Annotated in this window: 15 protein-coding genes; 9 read left to right on the top strand and 6 right to left on the bottom strand. The window is 53.3% G+C overall.

The genetic code is table 11. From position 1 onward, the window contains the following. Positions 1-413: 413 nt before the first annotated feature. Entirely contained in the window at positions 414-1,373 is a 960-nt protein-coding gene (locus EQU24_RS19620; protein WP_026130309.1) for a multicopper oxidase domain-containing protein, read from the top strand. Between the two features lie 37 nt (positions 1,374-1,410). After that, a complete protein-coding gene (locus tag EQU24_RS19615; RefSeq protein ID WP_017841931.1) occupies positions 1,411-3,231 on the top strand; it encodes a hypothetical protein in 1,821 nt (606 codons plus the stop codon). Positions 3,232-3,718: 487 nt separating this feature from the next. Here the strand turns inward: EQU24_RS19615 and EQU24_RS19610 are convergent, their stop codons facing one another. The 4 genes from EQU24_RS19610 to EQU24_RS19595 form a co-directional block, all read right to left on the bottom strand. Next, positions 3,719-6,022 carry an acyl-CoA dehydrogenase gene (locus tag EQU24_RS19610; protein WP_017841932.1) on the bottom strand — a complete coding sequence of 768 codons (2,304 nt, stop codon included), beginning with the start codon at positions 6,020-6,022 and terminating at the stop codon, positions 3,719-3,721. Between the two features lie 254 nt (positions 6,023-6,276). Then, complete coding sequence (locus EQU24_RS19605) at positions 6,277-8,589, bottom strand: 3-hydroxyacyl-CoA dehydrogenase/enoyl-CoA hydratase family protein (protein WP_017841933.1); 2,313 nt, start codon at positions 8,587-8,589, stop codon at positions 6,277-6,279. Further along, complete coding sequence (locus EQU24_RS19600) at positions 8,586-9,728, bottom strand: thiolase family protein (RefSeq protein WP_017841934.1); 1,143 nt, start codon at positions 9,726-9,728, stop codon at positions 8,586-8,588. The genes EQU24_RS19605 and EQU24_RS19600 overlap by 4 nt, the downstream gene beginning before the upstream one ends. Then, on the bottom strand, positions 9,725-12,064 hold the full coding sequence (locus EQU24_RS19595; protein ID WP_017841935.1) for an alpha/beta fold hydrolase: 2,340 nt from the start codon (positions 12,062-12,064) through the stop codon (positions 9,725-9,727). The genes EQU24_RS19600 and EQU24_RS19595 overlap by 4 nt, the downstream gene beginning before the upstream one ends. A gap of 278 nt (positions 12,065-12,342) precedes the next feature. On the opposite strand from EQU24_RS19595, the gene EQU24_RS19590 reads away from it, so the two are divergent. Further along, positions 12,343-12,834 carry a hypothetical protein gene (locus EQU24_RS19590; RefSeq protein WP_017841936.1) on the top strand — a complete coding sequence of 164 codons (492 nt, stop codon included), beginning with the start codon at positions 12,343-12,345 and terminating at the stop codon, positions 12,832-12,834. 732 nt (positions 12,835-13,566) lie between these two features. Here the strand turns inward: EQU24_RS19590 and EQU24_RS19585 are convergent. Both EQU24_RS19585 and EQU24_RS22580 read right to left on the bottom strand, forming a co-directional pair. Next, entirely contained in the window at positions 13,567-14,730 is a 1,164-nt protein-coding gene (locus EQU24_RS19585; protein WP_017841937.1) for a PilT/PilU family type 4a pilus ATPase, read from the bottom strand. 140 nt (positions 14,731-14,870) lie between these two features. Next, the gene (locus EQU24_RS22580; RefSeq protein WP_175421708.1) at positions 14,871-15,038 is read right to left on the bottom strand and encodes a hypothetical protein; all 168 of its coding nucleotides are present in this window, start codon (positions 15,036-15,038) and stop codon (positions 14,871-14,873) included. Positions 15,039-15,182: 144 nt separating this feature from the next. On the opposite strand from EQU24_RS22580, the gene EQU24_RS19575 reads away from it, so the two are divergent. From EQU24_RS19575 to EQU24_RS19550, 6 genes are all read left to right on the top strand, one after another. Further along, positions 15,183-16,226 (top strand): tRNA (5-methylaminomethyl-2-thiouridylate)-methyltransferase, encoded by a 1,044-nt coding sequence (locus EQU24_RS19575; protein WP_014146966.1) that lies wholly within the window; start codon positions 15,183-15,185, stop codon positions 16,224-16,226. After that, positions 16,223-16,450, top strand: a complete 228-nt coding sequence (locus tag EQU24_RS19570) for a sulfurtransferase TusA family protein (RefSeq protein WP_014146967.1) — start codon at positions 16,223-16,225, stop codon at positions 16,448-16,450. Before EQU24_RS19575 ends, EQU24_RS19570 begins: the two co-directional genes overlap by 4 nt. Beyond that, positions 16,450-17,592: a cation diffusion facilitator family transporter gene (locus tag EQU24_RS19565; protein ID WP_017841939.1), complete on the top strand. Its 1,143-nt coding sequence runs from the start codon at positions 16,450-16,452 to the stop codon at positions 17,590-17,592. The genes EQU24_RS19570 and EQU24_RS19565 overlap by 1 nt, the downstream gene beginning before the upstream one ends. Positions 17,593-17,995: 403 nt before the next feature. Continuing rightward, positions 17,996-19,210, top strand: a complete 1,215-nt coding sequence (gene argJ, locus EQU24_RS19560; RefSeq protein WP_017841940.1) for a bifunctional glutamate N-acetyltransferase/amino-acid acetyltransferase ArgJ — start codon at positions 17,996-17,998, stop codon at positions 19,208-19,210. 708 nt (positions 19,211-19,918) lie between these two features. Beyond that, positions 19,919-20,857, top strand: a complete 939-nt coding sequence (locus EQU24_RS19555; protein ID WP_014146970.1) for a Nudix family hydrolase — start codon at positions 19,919-19,921, stop codon at positions 20,855-20,857. A gap of 297 nt (positions 20,858-21,154) precedes the next feature. Next, complete coding sequence (locus tag EQU24_RS19550) at positions 21,155-22,435, top strand: hypothetical protein (RefSeq protein WP_017841942.1); 1,281 nt, start codon at positions 21,155-21,157, stop codon at positions 22,433-22,435. Positions 22,436-22,477: the final 42 nt, after the last annotated feature.

Genomic DNA, 22,477 nt, shown 5'->3' with positions numbered 1-22,477 from the left:
ATTTATCGCGAAATCCTTAGAAACAAGCACTGCCAAAAAGTTTCTCGCTTTACTGCTGCGTATGCGAAAGGCTATAAAAGTATCGAATCGATAGGTAACTTATACATCATATATATTGTATAAGTTACATTGTTGTGCCATAGTGACCCTGCCTCGCGACTTTCATAAATCGAATATCCGGTTAATAACCACTTTTTCATTCGATTGTCGGATGTTTCGGTTAATGGAAGTCGCAGGCTTCGATATCGGGGATTTTAGAAGGCGAATTCTTGCTTTCCGATTGTGATATCTACCAATGTGTCGAAGACTGAAAATTAACAACTGCTAATACTTAGGCTTAGCGGCTTATTCCTTATTTGTTAATGCAAAGCAACAAGTCTTCGGTAACTTTTTAACTCAATGAGGCAATCGATATGTATAAAACAATAGCAGTCTCTATGTTTGCCGGATTGATGGCAATTTCCATGCTTGCTGGAGCCGAGACGGGGTCTGTTCATTCGATCACACTGAAAGCGGTGGCTCTGGACTCCGGTCAATTAGCCTATCAAATGGTCAAGCACAAGATTAAAAGCCCTTCCGGTAAAGTCGAAGACATCACGAAACGTTACAGTCAGGAGGCATCGATACCGGGGCCGGCTATCGTCATGACCGAAGGCGATAAAGCGGAAGTTACCTTGGAACACGGCATCAAGGGCTCTAACGATCCGGTTAGTATTCACGTTCATGGCGTACATTACAAAATCGATAGTGACGGAACCATGAAAATACTCAATCACGTCAATGACCAAGCCGCCTTTCCCGGCAAACCTTACACCTATAAATGGACGGCTGCAGCCGGCACCGCCGGTGCTTGGCCTTATCATGATCATACTTTCGGCAATCCCATGCTAGGTGCCGAGGATAAAGGTTTATACGGAACTTTGATTATCAATCCGAAAAGCGGCAAGGTACCGGCTCTGATCGACGGCAAAGTCCAAAACGTGGCTATAAAAGACATTAAGCGGGAATTTATTTTGTGGATGAATGAAACCACGTTCTGGGGCATGGAAGTCAATAATATCGTGAATCGTCAGGTACCGCTTTGGACTAACCCCACTCTTGGCGCTCGTGAGAACGATCTGGTTCGTTTTCACGTCATCGGTATCGGCACAGGTTTTCATACCTTTCATCTTCATGCCCATCGCTGGATTCAACCCGGCACGACACATATCGTCGATACCTTCAATATCGGGCCGATTCAACGCGAATCGTTCGTAGTCAAGGCCGGCGAAGGCGTCGGTCCGGGCATGTGGCATTATCACTGCCATGTATTACAACACATGCAGAGCGGCATGATGGGAGCATTCAAAGTATTCGAATCGGCTCCAAATTAATCCGTAAAACAAATACAAAAATTGGAAGGTGAATATCATGAAGAGCTACAAAAAAACTTATTTAGCAACGATGGTTGCCGGTATTATCCTGAGTTGGAATGTACAGGCGGCTAAAGCCGATTTGGATGATGCTGTCCTAAGTACGCCGGGGTTGATGCCATCGGCAACCTTGGAGATGACCGACGAGCCCGGTTTGTGGTTTAAAGATCCGGTCGACGGTGATGCCTTAGTGGTGTTAAAGCCGGGGCAAGCGGTTCAAATAAAAATGGGCGATACCCGAACGGAACACACCATAACCAGTTTGCTTTGGCCGGCGGGAGCGAAGGATTTTCCGATCGATCAAGACCAACCGTCTAACGTGAGTATTACTAAAGCTTTGGACACACCGGGGCTTTATGTCTTTACCTGTAAAGTTCATCCGTATATGTTCGGCGCCGTCGTGGTCGACGACCCGGCAACCGAAGGTCTCGATATCGGTTCCGAACTGACATTGGTAACGGGCGTAACAGTCCCGGCCGATAGCGATATTGCCAAGCGTTTGCTGCGTACCTTTTTCGTGGTCACTACGCCGGACTTATGGCGCGATTACCGGGAGCCGGAATGGAAAGTGAGTCTTCCGGATATACCCTTGAATATCAAAGGCCAAACCATCAGTCTCAGCGCGTTGAGTTTGTCCATGCCTAATAAGTTGTTCAACCCTAAAACGCCCGGAGTCGGCGAGGTTTGGGTGAATACCCAATTCGAAATGATCGAAGGGAAAACGAAACCCGGTTCGGCGACGCGTATCGACGCGGCTAACTGGAAATTAGTCAACAAAGTCAAAGGGGTAGAGCAAGACTTGAATCACCCGCATAATATGTGGCCCGATCAGCGCTATCAATATATTTATCAGACGCAATGGTTCGATAAAAGACTGATGACCTTCGAGCGCGAAAGCGGTAAAGTGACCAGTAACGTCGAAGTCGGTGAATCGCCATCGCATGTCTTGACACGTCCCGGCGATGATAATCTGTATGTCGCGATCAACAATAGCGAACATGTCGTTAAAATGAAAGGCGGTAGCCGCCCCGCGGCAATCAAAAGCATCAGCACCGGGAAAAATAGCGGACCTCATGGGCATTTTATTACCGATGACGGAAAATATATGGTGACCCCGAATGCCTTGGCAAGTAGCGTGTCGGTCGTCGATCTCGACACCGAAAAAAATACCATGATTCCGACCGGAGGCGTCATTCCGATAGCGGTGTGGGGAACGCCTGACGGTCAACGTGCCTACGTCGCCAATCTGTTGGGCACGCCGCCGCTGTTAAGCAGTTTGACGGTCATCGATATTCCGGGCAAGAAGAAATTGTCCGACATCGACCTGGCCGCCGATTACGATCCGATATCGGGAAAAATCAGCGGCGAGGCATACGGGTTGTTGCCGATACAAACGCCGGTTAGTCCTGACGGTAAGTATGTAGTGACAGCGAATACCTTGAGCATGAGCATCACGATTGTCGATACCGCAACCAATAAAGTCGTCAAAAGCTTGCCTTGCGAGGCGGGATGTCATGGCGTTCATTTCGGCATGAAAAAAGGCGGCGGGTACTATGCTTATGTGGCCAGCAAGTTCGCTAATAATCTGTTGGTTGTGGATATGGATAAGCTTGAGGTGGCCGGCAGTATTTTATTGGCCGATGACAAAGATAGCAGCATAAAAGCCCATAACGGCATGGGCGGGCAGGGCGTGTTGCCGTTGCCGTTGGTTGAACACGGCTATTTGGCGCAAACCTTGAAATTAAGCGGAAAAAAAGAGTTGAGTCCGCAAGTGGAAGGCTGGTTGAAGCAATTGACCAAGGAACAAAAAGGGATTTGATAAAACGATTGGCCGGGAAAGTAATTTTCCCGGCAGCATTATGTATTGATTAAGACTCTAAATATCTTCTGGGCTAGTCAAATGCCCGTCAAAGGACGCTATGAATACTGACCCACCCGCGCTTTTGGGCGTGCGGTACATGACGAAAATCCTGGCGTAAAGTCAAGAGCGTCCGGTCAAGTGCTCAGGCGCGAAATCGTCGACCGCGATCGCTTTCATTTTCACGCTCTTTCCCAAGCTCCAGCTTGGGAAAGACACACCGGAAGCTCCAGCTTCTTGAGACCGACACAACCTCCGCGCATTCTCAATCACCCCCGACTCGCTCGCTCGTTCAATCTTTCTTGATTATCGGGAAGCTAGAGCTTCCTGAACAGGTTACCCAAGCTGGAGCTTGGGTAACAGCATATTTTAGTTTTTGCGACTACGACTAACCCCAGCTTGGACACTTGGCTTCGGCAAGCTGAAGCATCTTGCTAATCAGGTGAAGTTAAGTACCACCGCTCAATTGATCAGGCGCGAAATCGTCGACCGCGATCGCTTTCAGTTTGGCTTGCTCGGCTTTTTCGAGTAATGCATATTCGTCCTTGTCGATCAATTCCGATGCCAAAGCCTGCTGCAGTAGGGATGACGGCATTCCTTTGGGCAACGCTCCTTGTTTTTGCGCGGCGCGGATTTTTGCCTCGGCCGGTGCGGCCTCGAGTACTGCCTTGAAGGCCGTCTCGATGCGGCCGGTAGGATCGTCCGGGTCGGTGTTGATATAAATACCGTCGGTTAAACGTTCGCGCGCAGGGTTGTCGCTCAACAGCAGTTTTGCGAGAGGGCCTGTCAAGGTATCGCGCGGCGGCGCGCAGGGACTTCCGAGCGGATACAACAGGGCACGCAGCAAGCCGGCCGAAAGTGCCGCCGGCAGTAGCCGAAGTGCTTCCGATAACGATTGTTGGGCATGATACAGGCTGTCTTGGCAGGCCCAATGCAACAGCGGCAGGTCGTCCGAGGGCGCGCCTTGATTGTCGAAATGTTTGAGTACGCAGGAACACAAGTATAAGTGGCTCAGCACGTCGGCCAGCCGCCCGGAAATGCGTTCCTTGCGTTTGAGTCGGCCGCCCAGCGTCAGCAGCGCGACATCGGCGGCCAGCGCAAAGCCTGTGCTAAGCCGCGTCAATTGCCGGTAATAACGCTTCGTATGCCGGTTACCGGGCGCGGCGGTCAGTCGCGAACCGCCAACGCCGAACCAGAGCCCTCTAAGGATGTTCCTTAGAAAAAAACGGATATGCCGCCACACTACCGAGTCGAATTCACGCAAGGCTTGGGCCGTATCGGTTCGATTCAATGATTGTATTTCTTGCTGCACGAAGGGATGGCAGCGCACCGAACCTTGGCCGAAAATCATCATTGTGCGAGTTAGAATGTTCGCGCCCTCGACCGTGATGCCGACCGGGACGACTTGATACAAACGGCCAATTGCGTTGGAAGGCCCCAGACAAATGCCCGAACCGCCTTGAATATCCATGCCGTCGTTGACGATCCGCCGCATGCCTTCGGTGAGTTGGTATTTCAATATCGCCGAGATCACCGCCGGTTTTTCGCCGGCATCGAGCGCCGCGCAGGTTACTTGGCGAGCGGCGTCCATCAGATAGGCGCTGCCGGCCATGCGCGCCAGCACCTCTTCAATGCCTTCGAAGGCTCCGATCGGCAGATTGAACTGGTGCCTGATCCGCGCATAGGCGCCGGTGTTGCGGCAGATGAATTTGGCCGCGCCGACGCTCAGCGCCGGCAGCGAAATCGCGCGGCCGGTGGCGAGGCATTGCATCAACATTTTCCAGCCTTGACCGGCTTGTGCCGCGCCGCCGATGATCCAGTCGAGCGGAATGAAAACATCCTTGCCCCAGTTAGGGCCGTTCTGGAAGGCCGAATCGAGCGGAAAGTGGCGGCGGCCGATCGAAATACCCGGCGTATCGGTCGGAATTAGCGCGACGGTAATGCCGATGTCTTCGGTTTCGCCCAACAGCCGGTCGGGATCGTAAAGCTTGAACGCCAATCCCAGAACCGTGGCGACCGGGCCTAGCGTAATATAACGCTTCTCCCAATTGAGCCGTATGCCCAAAACTTGTTCATTGCCTTCGAACGCGCCGTAACAGACGATGCCGGTATCGGGCATCGCGCCGGCATCGCTGCCGGCCAGCGGGCCGGTTAGCGCGAATGCCGGTATTTCGAGGCCGTCGGCTAAACGCGGCAGATAATGATTCTTTTGCTGTTCGGTGCCGTAGGCCAGCAATAATTTGGCCGGTCCCAATGAATTCGGGACCATGACCGTGACTGCGGCGGTCGTGCTGCGGCTGGCGAGTTTCATGACGATTTGCGAATGCGCGAAATCGGAAAACTCCAGACCGCCGTAGCGTTTCGGTATGATGATGCCGCAAAATTTATGTTGTTTGATATAGTCCCAGACTTCCTTCGGTAAGTCTCGGCGCTTGAAGGTGATGTCCCAGTCGTCGAGCATCGCGCACAGGGTTTCCACAGTTCCGTCGATAAAGGCGCGTTCCTCGTCGCTCAGACGCGCCGCAGGCAGCGCCGCGATTTTGGCCCAGTCCGGCCGGCCCGTGAACAGTTCGGCGTCCCACCAGGTATTGCCTGCTTCGAGCGCTTCGCGTTCGGTTTGCGACATCGGCGGCAGATTGCGGCGCATGACCTTGAACAGCGGCCGGGTCAGTAGACTGCGGCGTATCGGAGCATAGGCAACGAGTCCGGCTAGGATAAGCCCGCTCGATACGGCGATAATGAATTCGGTCATGGCTTAATTCCTGTTGCTGTGTCAGTTCGTAGGTTTGGGTTCTTTATCTAATTTTTCGATATGCAAAACTCCGTTCTGGCAATGCCGGTTCCGGAGAGGGTGCGGTTGCTCGATCGACAGCCGCCGTCGAGCCTACATGGACGTATTCACGGCGTCCTGTCGGGCGAGTGACCGCACCCTCCGTCACCAGACTACTTTCATTTGCCGGGGCGATGGCCAGGCCTTCATGAACGTTACGTTGCTCGATTGCCCCGTCAGTTTCTCAACGGCTTGCCGGTTTTTAGCATGTGTTCGAGCCTTGCTGCAGTGCCGGGTTGCTTGACCAGGTGCAAAAAGGCTTGTCGTTCCAGGTTCAATATGTCTTGTTCGCTAAGCGGATCGAGGGAGTCGGTGTCTCCGCCGCTCAATACGAAAGCCAGTTGGCCGGCGATTTCCCGGTCGTAGGCGGTTGCTTTGCCCGAGAGCGCTAAGTTGCGCACGGCTATGTCAAGCGCCGCGCGGGCCGAAGCGCCCGGTAAATAATAAACATAAGGTTCCGGCGGTCGGTAGTCGGCGATCATTGTCAGGACGCGCGCTTTTGCGTCGGCCAGCAGACGGTCCTTGTTCATTGTGATGCCGTCGTGTTCGGATAAATAGAGTAATTCCTTCGCCAGCAAGGCCGATTTGGACGTTTTGGCGAGCGCGATGGTCTCGAAGGCTTGCGAAATCGCCGGCATCGGTCCGCTCGGGCGGTTAGGCAAGCTAAGCCATCGGCGCAATAATTCCTTACAGCCGCCCCAGCCCGGCACCAGACCGACTCCGGTTTCGACGAGGCCGGTATACAGTTCGGCATGGGCTTGCACCGCATCGCAATGCAGCAGAATTTCGCAGCCGCCGCCCAGCGCCAAACCGGACGGCGCGCCGACGACCGGGAAAGGCGCGTATTTCAAGGCTTGATAAGTTTGTTGCCCGAGCTCGACGATTCGGGCGACGGTGTCCCAATCTTGCCGCAGCAATGCCGGGGCCAGCAGAGTTAGATTGGCCCCGGCCGAAAAATGCTCGGCTTCGTTATGGATGACCATGCCATCGAAATTGTCACGGACGACGCCGATACTTTGTTGTGTCAGGCTCAGGCTGTCCGGGTCCAAAGTATTCATTTTGCTATGAAATTCTAGGCAAACGATGCCGTCGCCGATGTCCCACAAGCTGGCCGATGTATTTTCGAGCAAGGGCGCAGCACGCCGTTTGATGTCGCCGAGCGACAGCATGCCTTCGGGACGGTGAATCGGCCGATAGCGTCGCTCTTCGTCCTTACACTCCAGGACGCCTTGCTCGGTGCGATACAGGCTTTGCCGGTCCGCGAGCAGATAGGGAATCGGTTGGTGTTTTTTTTGAAGCCGCTCGACGAACCAGTCGACGCCGAGACGATCGAGTAGTTCGAATGGACCGTAACGCCAGTTGTAGCCGAGGCGCATCGCAGTATCGATCGCAAGCGGATCGTCGGCGATTTCCGGAATCAAGCTAGCCGCATAGCTTAGCGTGTCCGACCAGACTCGCCAGGCATAGCGATTGAGCGTTTCGCCGCCGGATAAAAAATTTTTCAAATCTTCGGGTCTGTGACTGACGCCGTCGATGCGAAATTTTTCACTGACACGATAGTCGCCGGTTTGAAGGTCGACCGCTTCCTTGATTTTGGTGTCGGCATCGGGCTTGAGACGATAAAATCCGCCGAGTCCCTTGCGACCTGTGTAGCCTTTTTCGATCATGGCGCGTAGCAACGGCGGCACGGCGCCGATCGCCCGCAAACGGTCCTTGGCCGGCAGGCTTTGCTTGAAGCCGCTCAGAACATGCGGCATCAAGTCCAGGCCGACCAGGTCCAGCAAGCCGAACACGCCGGTTTTCGGAATGCCGAACAGCGCCATCGCGGCATCGCATTCTTCGACGGTCAAGTTATTCGCGATCGCTTCAAGCAATGCCGTTTGTATCCAAAAGGTACCGATCCGATTCGCGATGAAGCCCGGCGTGTCCTTGCAAGTGACGCAGCCTTTACCGAGGCGCAGGTCTGCGAACATCGCGACCGCATCGAACAAATCGGGTGCGATGTCGGGCGGCGCGATCAGTTCCAGTAGGCGCATGTAGCGCGGCGGATTGAAAAAGTGCGTGATCATGAAGCGCCGCTTGAAGCTTTCGGATTGTTGCAAGGTCAGCATCTTCAACGGCAGTGTCGAGGTGTTCGACGATATCAGCGCATCCGGTCGGCAGACCGCTTCCAGCTGTCGATAAAGGATACGTTTGATGTCCGGATCTTCGAGCACGGCTTCGACGATCCAATCGGCCTCGGCCAGTCGGCCTAAATCGTCCTCGATATTGCCGGGCGAGATCAGCCGAACGTTGTTCGGGTGCATCAGCGGCGAGGGTTGGGCGGCAAGCATTTTGGCGATCGCTTGCTCGGCTATTTGATTACGGTTCGTTGCGTTATCCGGGACGATGTCCAATAAGACCACCGGAATACCCGCATTGGCGATATGCGCGGCGATGCCGGCACCCATTACGCCGGCGCCGACGACCGCTGCTCGTTCGATATTCATGATGCTGCCTCCAGAATGGTTGCAATGCCTTGGCCGCCGCCGATGCACTGTGTGGCCAGCGCATAGCGCTTACGCTCTCGGTGCAGTAGGCTGGCCGCCTTGCCGGTGATGCGCGCGCCGGTCGCGCCGAGAGGATGGCCTAGCGCGATCGCGCCGCCGTCCAGGTTGAGTTTTTCGATAGGGATAGGCAATTCTTGTAATACGGCCAAAGCCTGCGCGGCGAAGGCTTCGTTCAATTCGACCAGATCGATGTCTTCCAGCGACAAACCGGCTCTCTGCAAGGCCTTGTGCGTCGCGGCAACCGGGCCGATACCCATGATTTCCGGCTGGCAGGCGGATACCGCGATCGATTTGATACGGGCCAGTTTCGGCAGTCCGTGCGCGTCGGCATAGGCTTCGCTGCATACCAATACCGCCGCGGCGCCGTCGGTCAGCGGCGACGACGTCGCGGCCGTGACGCTGCCGTTTTGCAGAAATGCCGGCTTGAGCTCGGCCAGACCTTCCGCAGTCGAATCGGGGCGCGGACAGCCGTCTTGATCGATGCGATCGCCTCGGTGCGTTAGAATAGGCACGATCTCATCGGCAAAGTCGCCGTTTTGTCGGGCGTGCTGCGTTTTGCGCTGGCTGGTCAACGCGAAATTTTCTTGATCCCGGCGGGCTATGGAATAGCGGCGCGCTAGGTTTTCGGCGGTCTCGCCCATGCTCATGTAGGCCTCCGGGTGATTTTTATAAAGCTCCGGGTGCGGCAAGGTATTGAATCCGCCCATCGGCACGCGGCTCATCGATTCGACGCCGGCGCAAATGAAAACTTCGCCGGCGTTCATTTGAATCGCGCCGGCCGCGATATGAATCGCTTGCATCGACGAGCCGCAGAAACGGTTGACGGTCATGCCCGCGACTGAAATCGGCAATTCCGCCAGATGCACGACGAGGCGCGCGAGATTGAGGCCTTGCTCGCCTTCCGGAAAGGCGCAGCCGAGAATCAAGTCTTCGATGGCGTTCGGATCGACGCCGCACTTGTCGATCAGGGCCTTGACCACTTGCGCGGCCAAGTCGTCGGGTCTGACGTGGGCTAACTCGCCTTTGCCCGCCGGCGTGAACGGCGATCTGGCATATCCTGCGATGACTACATTATTCATGATGCTGTCTCCTCTTCGGGAATGGCTTGCGTTATGGGGCGGCTGGTGTCCTCGGTTTGTTGCAGCGAGCTTAAAAAATCGTCGATCACCGACCAAGTCTCGCCGATGTTTTCCATCAGAATGCCGTGCCGGTCGGCATCGATCGAATGTAAATATTTTCTTGCCGCGCCTAATTTGGCGAATACGGCTTCGGCGCTTTCCGGCGCGACGATTGGGTCCCGGTTGGCATAGAGTAATAAAGTCGGCGTTACGATACCGGGCAATAATTCGTCAAGATGCTGAATCAGTCTGCGTAATTCGAATAGCGCCCGGATCGGCGTATTGCAGTAATTGATGTCGGGATGTTCCGGCGTGTTGTCGATGAACGGTTTGACGCCCTCGAAAGAAGACAGCCAGCGTACCAGGCTATTGGTGTTGTGCAGTAAAGACACCAGCATAAAAGACGGATTCAAGAATTTGACAGGCACTGAAACCGCGACAACACCGGCGATTTCGGGACGGTTTTCCGCCGCGAGCTTGAGCGCCAAAGCGCCGCCGGTCGAAAAGCCGATCAAGACGATTTTTCCGCAGTGCGCTTTGAGGATAGTAAAGCCTTTGCGCACGCTGTCGAACCATTGCTCATAACTCAAATCTCTCAAGGCATTGGGTGACGTGCCGTGGCCCTTCAACCGAATCCCAAGCACCGTGAAGCCTTGGTGCGCCAGCTTGCGGCCGTAATCGCGAAGTTCCGCGGGGCTGGCCAACAGACCGTGTATCAACAGAATACCGATGCCGTTGGTTCGGGCCGGCTTCATCAAGAATGGAGACGGGTCGGCTATGGCGCTTTCGTGTTGCTTGATTGCGCCGTTTTGCAGCGTGCTGTAGGTCTGCTGTTCGTAGGCCAGCGCGATCAGTTCGTCGTCGAAATGCCAGGCCGCCAGTTGTTCGGGAGAGATCTTGGCATAGGCTTGGTCGGCGGCCGAAAGCGTATCGCGCACGGTGCTAAGCGGCGCCGCTTCGTTATTGTAGACCGCGACCGGATTTTCCAGACGGATTTGATCGAAGTCGTGGTCTTCGCACAATTTCGGCAAGAAATGGTAGCATTCGTCTTCTTCGGCAATGAGTTGCGATTCTTTGGCGATGCATATGAAGTGCTCGAAGCGGTCGTTGACGCAATGGGTCAGATCGCTGTACTCGTCTGGGTTCAAGAGGCTCCGATGTAAATGGATGACGGGATTTTTTTGCAGATTTTTTATCGCGATATACAGTACGGTATAAAATCGGCACTTTTCGATATGCTTGAGTCCGGCGCCGATTTTGCTCATGATCAGCGTCGAGGCCAGATGGCTGAGGTTCACCGTAACATTGGCATAGATCGCTTTCATGTATTGATTGCGCGAACAGCTTGCATTTTTGACGAATAGATAGCCGAGCAGGCGTTCTTTCCAAGTTCTCGGCGCGCTTGTCAAGTTGAACGCATCGTCCGGATCGCGTATGTCCGGCGCCGTTTTGTCCATGACCCAATGCGTGCGCCAATCCCAGACGCAACAAGGATTGACCGGCTCGCCCATGCGGATGTCCATGTCGGTGTCCTTGAGCAAGATATTACCTTCGATCAAGAGCTCTTCGGTTTGCCGAAGGCTCATCGTGTCCGAAAACAATTCGACGCTTTTGAACAATAGGTTTTCGGAGTTGCGAATCGGATAAAATGTGATGTTGGCCGGTACGATCAAGGTCGGTTTTAAGGCGGCCGCCATTAATTGATCCAAGCTGTCGAATTCGAGCAGGGACTGCCAGTGCAGTAAGCGCTCTTTGTCTTTTGTTTTGAAGGCATGGCGAATCGCCGACTTCAATGCTTCTACCCCTTGTCCTAACACGGCAGGACCGGTGTGATGCTTACGTCGAAGTCCGTTCATGCGCGAATAAATACTATATTCGCCTTTTTTGTCGATGACGCGCCGGTCCTTGACCATGCCGCCTTCGGGAAAAATAATGACTTTACGTCCGCGCAGGATTTGGCCGGCCAAGATAGCGAACAAACGGGGGTGATCGTGCGGAAATACGCCGACATGCTTCAAATAATTCGACAGTACATTGTCTTCCTTGAAGAATTCGCCCGATGCGATCGAGCAGCTGTAAGCGCCGGTTTGTTCGAAAAATAGAAATTGAGGAATGAAGGTTTCGAAGCGGGAAAAATGGTTGAACAGGAAAATATCGCCTTGTAATACCTGGTTGTCGGCGAACAGTTCGAATTTGACGCTCAATAAGTTTTTGACGGCCCTGAACAACTTGACCGAGCGAATATAGAGCGCGGTGTCGATGTCGTGCCAGTTTTCGGGGTAATCGGCATACTTCATGGTGCGGTGACTCCCTGGCGTCTTTTGAAGGCCGCCGTTTGAGGTCTTGCATAAAACCGGTCGAACCGATCGATGTCGAATGGTAGCTTTATGTAAAGACTTTCTACTTTTGCATCGGTTCCCTAAGATTGAACGTATATGCCTGTCGTAGATCAAAACGCGGGGCTGGGTGAATACGTTCGTATAGGTTCTTGCCAGCACCTATGCCGGAAAAGTTTTTAGGAAAATATGCACAAAATAACTTCTATAATTTGTAGCTGTTCTTTATGAACCGGAGCATGCAAGAAAAAATCGAACTCGAACACGAGGCGGCCAAGCTGTTCATGCGGCTTTACGAACAAAAAACGGGCATTCCGATGCGGCATATTTGGCATAACGAGCCGAAAAAGCCGGATGTATCGTGTTACCTAGGTGATCGGCGCTTGGATTTGGAAATTGCGCATTTGTACGGTAGTGAAGAAGAAGCCCAACTGATTTTGGGTCGCAAAGTCAGTATCCGGACGCTAGAGGCGTTGCATCGCTTGATTACCGTTCCGGTCGGCGGGCGCCTGTTGAATGCATTGAATGCGATTTTAGCCAGCAAGGCCGAAAAGTCCTATCACAGCGACCGGGTTTGGCTGGTTTTGCGTAACGCCAATCCGCTTTGGAGCCGGGAGGAACTGGCAGATAATTTGCACAGAGTGACGCTGCCGGAGTCTCATCCGTTCGAGCAGATTTGGGTCGTCGGAGACATGGAAGGAAAGTCCGGTATTTTGCGGCTGTTTCCTTGAGCTATCCTGATACCCTGTGGCCCGGATGCCCTGTGGGAGCGATCCCCTGATCGCGATTTTGAGGTCGAGACGGTTGGATAACAATAAATGGTATCGAGGCCGCAAAAACTAAAATATGCTGTTACCCAAGCTCCAGCTTGGGTAACCTGTTCAGGAAGCTCTAGCTTCCCGACAATCAAGAAAGATTGAACGAGCGAGTCGGGGTTGTTTGAGAATGTACGGAGGTTGTGTCGGTCCCAGGAAGCTGGAGCTTCCGGGGTGTCTTTCCCAAGCTGGAGCTCTCATCGTTATACGTAAGTCAAAAATTACCCTTTTGCAACCTTAACCAATGAGACCTCGATACCATTTATTGTTACTTATAGAGCCCGTGATTAATTAAGCTACATTCGAAGCGTATTTAGTATCTTCCAGTCCCTAGCAGGACGGGGTTTGCAACCCCGTCCTAAACGTTTTGACTTTGGCCGAAGTCAGCCGAAATGTTTAGGGCAATCCGAAACGTTGGGGACGGGTTAAATAACCCGTCCCGCAGAAGTGGCTACGACTGGCCACTGCATAGGTCGCACCGTTTAAGACTGAGCCGTTGGTACCTGCGACTCACACATATCCCTAGCAGGACGGGGTTTGCAGCCCCGTCCTAAACATTTTGACTTTGGCCGAAGTTAGCCGAAATGTTTAGGGCAATCCGAAACGTTGGGGACGGGTTAAATAACCCGCCCCGCGCGGGAAAAAGGTTTAGGTTTGCCCCTCTTCCTCCTGATCCTTTTCAATCGCCTCGAGCGAGAATCTTGAAGTCAAGCCGCCAGTCGATTTAGCGATCGCTTCGGTCGCCGATCCCTTGCCTTCGCTGAGGTTGATTTTCAATTTCAAGTTATTCGGCGAGTCGGAGTTTTGCAAGGCTTCTTCGAGCGAAATTTTGCCTTCCTTGAAAAGTTTGAGCAAATGGCTGTCGAAGGTTTGCATGCCGATGTTTTCGGATTTTTCCATCGCTTCCTTGATCGTATGAATTTCGCCTTTATGAATCAAGTCTTTGACCAATTGCGTCCCCAGCAAAATTTCGATCGCCGCGACCCGTTTTCCGTCCACGGTAGGAACAAGTCTTTGGGAAACAAAGGCCTTCAAATTCAGCGATAGATCCAGCAATAATTGGTTACGCCGCTCTTCCGGGAAGAAATTGATGATACGGTCCAGGGCCTGATTGGCGTTGTTGGCATGCAGCGTCGACAAGCATAAATGCCCAGTTTCGGCGAAGGCGAGTGCATGTTCCATCGTTTCTTGAGAGCGGATTTCGCCGATCAGAATCACGTCCGGTGCCTGGCGTAGCGTATTTTTCAACGCGTCCTCGTAACTGAGCGTATCGACGCCGACTTCGCGTTGATTGACCAGGCAGCGTTTGTGCGGATGAAGATATTCGATCGGGTCTTCGATCGTGATGATGTGCCCCGACGAATTGCTGTTGCGGTGATCGATCAGTGCGGCCAGGGAGGTCGACTTGCCGGAGCCGGTGCCGCCGACGAATAGAATCAAACCGCGCTTTTCCATGATGACTTTTTTCAGCACTTCGGGCAGGCCTAATTGATCGGCATTCGGAATATCGACCTTGATGTTTCGAATGACCAAGGCCAGGTTGTTGCGCTGTTTGAAAATATTGACCCGGAATCGGCCGATGCCCTGTTCGGTGATCGCCAGATTCATTTCCGGGACGTGTTCGAAGTCTTTTTGCTGATCGGCATCCATTAAACTGTAAGCGATAGCCTTGATGCGTTCGCCGGTCAGTTTTTCGCTTTCGAGCGGTTTCAATGCGCCTTGAAATTTTGCCGCGGCCGGCGCGCCGACCGTTAAGTAAAGATCGGAACCGTCTTTGCTGACCAAAATTCTTAGATAATCTTTAAAATCCATAATGAATCCATTAGTTTACATGTAGGATGGGTAGAGCGGAGCGAAACCCATCGGGGAGCGCCACGAAAGCCACTGTAACGCTTATGAAGGCCTGGCAATCGCCCCGGTAAATGAAAGTGAGAGGGTGAGGGAGGACGCGGTCACTCGCCCGACAGGACGCCGTGAATACGTCCATGTAGGCTCGACGGCGGAATCTGATTGCCATGGATGGCATGAATGCAGATTTTGCAGGAGCAAAAATCTGCCCTGCCGCCGACGCCTGTCGATCGAGCAACCGCACCCTCCTTGGAACCGGCATTGTTTTTCATATCGAAAAATTAGAGCCACGGTGCCAAAAATTTGATGGCTAGCTATTCTAGGTGATAATCACCGAAGTTGAACCCTGTTTAGCCAAGAAATGCGTATAATGACGCAATTTTTTAAACAAGCATTTTAAACACGATAATAGCGTTATGTCCGAACAAAGAAAAGCGGCGGCATTGATATCCGGAGGATTGGATTCGATGTTGGCCGCCAAAGTAATCATCGAACAAGGGGTGCATGTCGAAGGCATCAATTTTTTCACCGGCTTCTGCGTGGAGGGACACACGCATGCGATTCGCGAACGGGACCGCGCCAAGCCCAAGCGCAATAATTCGCTGTGGGTGGCCGAACAACTCGGCATCAAATTGCACATCGTCGATGTCATCGAGGAATACAAGGATGTGCTGATCAATCCTAAGCACGGCTACGGCAGTAACATGAATCCTTGTCTGGATTGCAAGATTTTCATGGTCAACAAGGCTAAGCAATGGATACAAGAGAACGGCTTCGATTTCATCATCACCGGCGAGGTCATCGGTCAACGGCCGATGTCGCAGCGTAAACAAACGATGCCGATCATCGCGCGCGAATCCGGTGCCGACGATTTGCTGCTCAGACCCTTATGCGCCAGAAATCTTCCGGAGACTCTGCCGGAGCGCGAAGGCTGGGTCGACCGCGCCAAATTGTTCGGCTTTAGCGGACGATCCAGAAAACCGCAAATGGAATTAGCGCAGCAGTTCGGCTTCGTCGATTATGCGCAGCCGGCCGGTGGCTGTTGTTTTTTGACCGACGAGAGTTATTCGGCGAAATTAGTCGATTTATGGCAAAACCGGGGTACGAAAGACTACGAACTCGACGATGTAATGTTGTTGAAAGTCGGGAGGCATATCCGTCCCAAGTCCAATTTCAAAGTCATCGTCGCGCGCGAGGAGGGCGAGAGCCGTTTTCTCGAAGGCTATAAAAAAGAATTCACCAGCTTGATCAGTAGCAGTCACAGCGGACCGTTAGCGTTGATCGACGGCGAACCGACCGATGAGGACTTAGCCTTGGCCGGACGCATCATTGCACGTTACGGACAAGGGCGCGATGCCGATCAGGTCGATATTTTGGTTAGAAGTCAAAAAGGTCTGGAACAAACGATTCAGGTGGCCCCGTTCGCGCCGGAGCAAATTGTCGAGGAGTGGTTCGTATGAGCCGGGAAACCCTAAATGCGCGGCGTCTGCTTTGCCCGTTGCCGGTGATACGAACGCAAGACCGGGTCAAACGCATGGCGGCCGGAGAACAATTGGAAGTTATTTGCACCGACCCCGGCGTGATGCAGGACATCCCCGCCTGGTGCCGCATCAATGGACACGCGATCCTTGAAACCAAAGCCGAGGACGGCGAATATATTATTGTTCTCGAAGTAGGCGAATAATGATCGAAGCGCGCCAGTCAGTCGAATCCGATCGGCTAAAAGCGAAGGTCAGTATCGTTGCTGCATGGACCAACCTAGCATTGTCGGTTCTGAAAATCGGCTTCGGTATACTGGGTCAATCGGCGGCCTTGATCGCGGACGGTGTCCACTCCTTATCCGATCTGGTCAGCGATTTACTGGTCATTACCGCGATTAAACTGGGCGCGCGAGAGGCCGATTTCGACCACCCGTACGGGCATCGGCGTTACGAGACGATCGCGACGGTCGCGCTAGGCGTCGGGTTGATTATAGTGGCCGGCGGCATCGCCTATGATGCAATGGAAAGAGTTCGCCAGCCCGAGCGCTTGTTGATGCCGGAATTCGAGGCGATGGCGATAGCCGCCTTATCGGTATTGACTAACGAATGGCTCTATCAATACACCAAGCGCATTGCCAAGCAAACCCGGTCCAAATTATTACTGGCCAATGCCTGGCATCATCGTAGCGATGCGATATCTTCGATCGTGGTGATCATCGGCGTGGCCGGCGTTTGGGTCGGTTATGAATATGCCGATGCGGTCGCCGCCGGGATCGTCGCATTGATGATCGCTAAAATCGGTTTAAGTCTGGTGATTCAAAGCGTCAAGGAGTTGGTCGATACCTCATTGCCCGAGACCTTGATCCGCGAGATACGCAGAGTGATCAAAACGACTCCCGGCGTGCGCGGCATTCATCTGCTCAGAACCCGCCAAATGGGCGAAGATGCCTATATCGACGCGCATATCGTCGTCGATGCCAGAATCAGCGTTTCCGAAGGACATATGATCGGCGATGCGGTCCGGCAAAATCTGAAAGCCGAATTCGACGACGTGGTCGACGTATTGGTCCATGTCGACCCCGAAGACGACGAATTCATCGACGAGCCGGTCGATGTGTTGCGTGCGGATGTGCAGGGTTACTTGCGTAACTATCTGGCCGAATTATTCGAAGATATCGAAGATTTCAAGATTCATTATCTGGAAGGGACAATCGAAATCGAAGTGATTTTGCCGCATCTGATGGGAAGTCAGCCGGAACGGATGGAAAAAGTTAAGCAACAATGCGCGCTGATGCAAGGCGCGTTTCCCAACATTAGCAAAATAAGCGTTTTATTGAAGATTTAGTATCTAATCAGTGTATGTGGTTGGTGTCAGGCATTAATTTCTAAGGACGCGTGAATATATCCCTGTAAGCTCTGACTGCAACGTCCTGTTGCAGACTGCCTTATAAATTAATGCTCGACATCTTCTTACTTATCCTAATGATTATGAAAAAGCTGTCATCACACTGGCAAATAAGAGTGCGAGGGGTGGGGAGGGTACGGTTACTCGCCCGACAGGACGCCGTGAATACGTCCATGTAGGCTCGACGGCGGCTTTCCCTGCCGCCGACGCCTGTCGGTCGAGCAACCGCACCCTCTCCGGAGCCGGCATTTTCTCTGCCGAGCTTCTTATATCGAAAAATTAGATAAAGAGCCAAAATCTACTAACTTTCACAGTAACAATTACAAGATTTAAAGGAGTCTATATGGCGGTGGGGCAGGTGACGTTTCCGGTAATGCACCAGGTGGACGGGATTGAGTTGGGCACGGCGTGCGCGGGCATCAAGCAAACGCAACGCGACGATCTGTTGCTCATACAAATGCGCGAAGGATCGACTTGCGCGGCGGTGTTTACACAGAACGCGTTTTGCGCGGCTCCGGTAGTTGTCGCGAAGGAGCATTTACAACAGGCCCCGCGTTGGCTGCTGATTAATTCCGGTAACGCCAATGCCGGCACCGGAAAAAGGGGGCTTGACGATGCCTTGTCGACCTGCGCGGACTTGGCAGAACTTGCCGGCGCGGATGCCCGGCAAGTTCTGCCGTTTTCGACCGGCGTGATCGGCGAACCGTTGGCCGTCGATAAAATCAAGGCGGCTTTACCGAAGGCCTTTGCCAATCTGGCCGAGGATCATTGGGAACAGGCCGCGCGCGCGATCATGACCACCGATACCTTTCCGAAAGGTGCATCGTTTACTCTCGAAATCGGCGGCGAGACGATCACGTTGACCGGCATATCCAAAGGCGCGGGCATGATTCAGCCGAACATGGCGACGATGCTGTCTTTCATCGCGACCGATGCCAAAATCGAGCGGGAATTGCTGCAGGCTTGTTTAGCGCGCGCCACCGAGTTATCGTTCAACCGCATAACCGTCGACGGCGATACCTCGACCAACGACGCCTGCGTCTTGATGGCCAGCGGCTGTTCCAAAGTACCCGAATTGACCGAAGGCAGCCCGGCCTACCAAGTCTTTGCCGACGCCGTGTTGAAGATTTGCAAGCAACTCAGCGAAGCGATCGTCCGGGACGGCGAAGGCGCGACCAAGTTGATGCGAATCGTTATAAATCAAGCCTTAGATGATGAAGAGGCCGTGCGCGTCGCCAAGACCATAGCCCATTCGCCGCTGGTCAAGACCGCGTTTTTTGCCAGCGATCCGAATTGGGGTCGCATTCTGGCGGCGGTCGGCAGGGCCGGCGTCGACAACATGGACCTGGAGCGGGTCGATATACACCTGGGCGACGTGTGCATCGTGCGCGGCGGCGGCCGCGCCGAAGACTATACCGAAGCGGCCGGCCAGCGAGTGATGAACGAACCGGAAATTACCGTAACCGTAACGCTCGGACGCGGCAGCGCCTCGCAAGAAGTCTTGACCTGTGATTTTTCCTACGACTATGTGCGGATCAATGCGGAGTATCGGACTTAGGTGAAAGGTGAAAGGTGAAAGGTGAAAGGTTAAAGGTTAAAGGTGAAAGGTGAAAGGTGAAAGGTTAAAGGTTAAAGGTTAAAGGTTAAAGGTTAAAGGTTAAAGGTTAAAGGTTAAAGGTTAAAGGTGAAAGAGGAAAGAGGAAAGAGGAAAGAGGAAAGGAAGCCCGGCGCTCTGTGGGAGCGATCCCCAGATCGCGATTTCGAAGCCCGAGAGTGTTAAGTGACAATAAATGTTATCGAGGTCTCATTTTCTCGTTCCCAAACTCTGTTTGGGAATGTCTACCCGGACGCTCTGCGTCTAACAACGCGGAGCGTTGCGGTATGAATTCCCACGGAGACCCTAGGAACTAGCCCTGTAGGATGGGTAGGAGCGTAGCGGAAACCCATCATGGTCTCCCTCGAACGCCAAAAAAACATAGCGGACGGATTGATAAAACCCGTCCGAAGAAAGAACAGGCGGCGGTGAAAAACGATGGGTTTCGGCTTCCGCCTCTACCCATCCTACGCAAGAGCCGCTATGCGGGATGTGCTGAGCTGTTTTTATCGTTCCTACGCTCCAGCGTCCAGTAAGGCCGTAGGATGGGTAGCAGCGAAGCGGAAACCCATCATGGGGCACGATAAACGGTAGGGAAACAATACGGAGCCATTCGAATAGTCCCCATAGCGTGAAAACCATTTGAAACAGCATCAACAAGAACAACAACTTATGAAATCGGTTTTAGAAGTCGCCGTTGGCGCGGTTGTCGACCGGCACGGTAAAATTCTGATCGCCAAGCGCCCCGACGATAAACATCAAGGCGGCCTATGGGAATTTCCGGGCGGTAAAATCGAGCCGGGCGAAACGCAGCGTCAAGCATTGGACCGCGAGCTCCATGAAGAACTGGCCATCGACGTTAAAACCGCAACGCCGCTGATCACGATTCATCACGACTACCCGGACCTCAGCGTAAGACTCAAAGTTTGGCGGATCGACCGGTTCGAAGGCGACCCGCATGGCAGAGAAGGACAAGCGGTCGAGTGGGTCGCTCCGACCGATCTTCAAAACTATTCCTTTCCGGCGGCGAATCGTCCGATCGTGACCGCGCTCCGCCTGCCGCCGTTTTATGCCATCCTGGACGACAGCACCCCCTCGGCGTTATTCTCTAACTTAAAAACCATTCTCGCCAACGGCATCAAACTGATTCAATTGCGCTTGAAAAAAGTAACGGCCGGCGAAGCGGCAGAATTTATCGCGCGCATCCTTCCTTTATGCCGCCGTCATGGCGCATCAGTCTTGCTCAACTCGGCCGTATCCGGAATCGAGGCGAGTGCAATAGACGGCATACATTTAACCGGAAAGGATTTAATGGCGTTACGCGAACGGCCGGACAGCCAAGGCTGGCTGGCCGCCTCTTGCCATAATGAAGCGGAACTGCGCCATGCCGAAACCGTCGGCGTCGATTTTGCCGTCTTGGCGCCGGTATTGCCGACCGCCACGCATCCGGGAGCCCGAATACTCGGTTGGCAAGGCTTTACAGCGCTCGCCGAAACCGCGAATATTCCGGTTTTCGGCTTGGGAGGCTTAGCAAAGGACGATCTGGCGCGAGTCCGTGAAGCCGGCGGCCAAGGCGTGGCCGGTATCCGGGCGTTCATCGAAACAGAATAAAAGCGTTCCCATGTTCCGGCATTCAGCAGTAGGATGGGTAGGAGCGAAGCGGAAACCCATCATGGGCGCCCGCAAACGGCAGGAAAACCTTACGCGGCCGAATCGATAAAACTCGCCCGACGGGGAATAGGAGTTTAAAAACCCGTATGGCGGAGGATTTGCCGGCGGGGTGAAAACGATGGGTTTCGGCTTCCGCCTCTACCCATCCTACGCAAGAACGGCGATGCAGGGTGTGCTGTAGGGAACCCCGCACACAACCGGCACCCCAACAGTTTAAGACCCTAAAAGGCAAAACCAATGCGATTCGACCCCCCTCGATTTTTCTTGATAATGTTCTTGCTGACGCTCCTAAGCCAAACGGTTACGGCAAAGACCGACCCTGAACTCGTCATGGACGTGTTTTGGGGTCAAAACTGTCCTCATTGCCTGGATCAAAAGCCCTTTCTGAGCGAATTGGCAGCCCGTTACCCGCAATTGCAAGTCCGGCAGCATGAAGTGTGGCGCAACCGCTTCAACCGGGAACTCTTTCAATTGACCGCGCGAGAACACGGCGTAGAAGCCGGCAGCGTGCCCGCCGTATTTGTCGACGGCAAGGTTTTTTTCGGCGATGCGCCGTTTATCCGGAAACAAATCGAAGATACGGTTAGGGCCTCCCTAAACCGAAAGCAGCAGCCGGACGACAGGCTAAAGGAAACGTTGGCGCAGCAGTCTCAAACTGACCGAGGATCGCCAACTAACGTCTCAACTACAATCGACGTCCCCTGGCTCGGCACCATAGACCTGGTCCGGCAACCGCTGATATTCAGCACCCTCTTGATTGCCTTTGTCGACGGCTTTAATCCATGTTCGTTATGGGTGTTGACGCTGCTGTTAGGCATGGTGATACATTCAGGCTCCAGAAAACGAATGTTGCTGGTCGGCCTGGTGTTCTTGTTCACCACGGCAACCCTCTACGGCGCCTTTGTCGCCGGCGTCTTTAAAGTGCTGGGCTATGTCGCCTATCTAATCTGGGTGCAGTGGCTGGTGGCCTTGTTCGCACTGCTATTCGGTTTGGTCAATGTCAAAGATTATTTTTGGTTTAAAAAAGGCATTTCGTTCACGATATCGGACAAACATAAACCGGGTATTTATCAATCGATAAGAGGCTTGTTGAATCCGGAAACAAAAGGTCTTGCGCTCGCGGGCGCTACCTTCGTCATGGCCTCGGGCATCGCATTGGTCGAATTGCCTTGTACGGCAGGCTTTCCGGTGATATGGAGTCAACTGGTCAGATCGCAGCAAGTCGGCACGATGGAATTTTTAGGCTTATTGCTGATTTATCTATTGATCTATCTTTCGATCGAAATCATTATTTTTTTGACGGCCTTGATAACGCTGAAAAGGCAAAAATTTGAAGAAAAGCACGGTCAAACGCTCAAACTTATCGGCGGCATGATCATGATCGCGCTGGGGATCGTCATGATCGTCGCCCCGGATATGATGAACGATCTCACCGGAACCTTAATCGTATTCTCGGCCGCCTTGTTCGCGGCGGCAGTAATCATACTCGTCCAAAAAATGCGAACCGATGCGGAATAAGCCGTATAGCGCAGTAGGATGGCTAGCAGCAAAGCGGAAACC

Origin of the sequence: Methylotuvimicrobium buryatense (assembly GCF_005931095.1) — a bacterium.
In the GTDB taxonomy this organism is placed as follows: Bacteria; Pseudomonadota; Gammaproteobacteria; order Methylococcales; family Methylomonadaceae; genus Methylotuvimicrobium; species Methylotuvimicrobium buryatense.
Note: the sequence above shows the minus strand (reverse complement) of the source record. Positions and strands in the feature narration are given on the sequence as shown.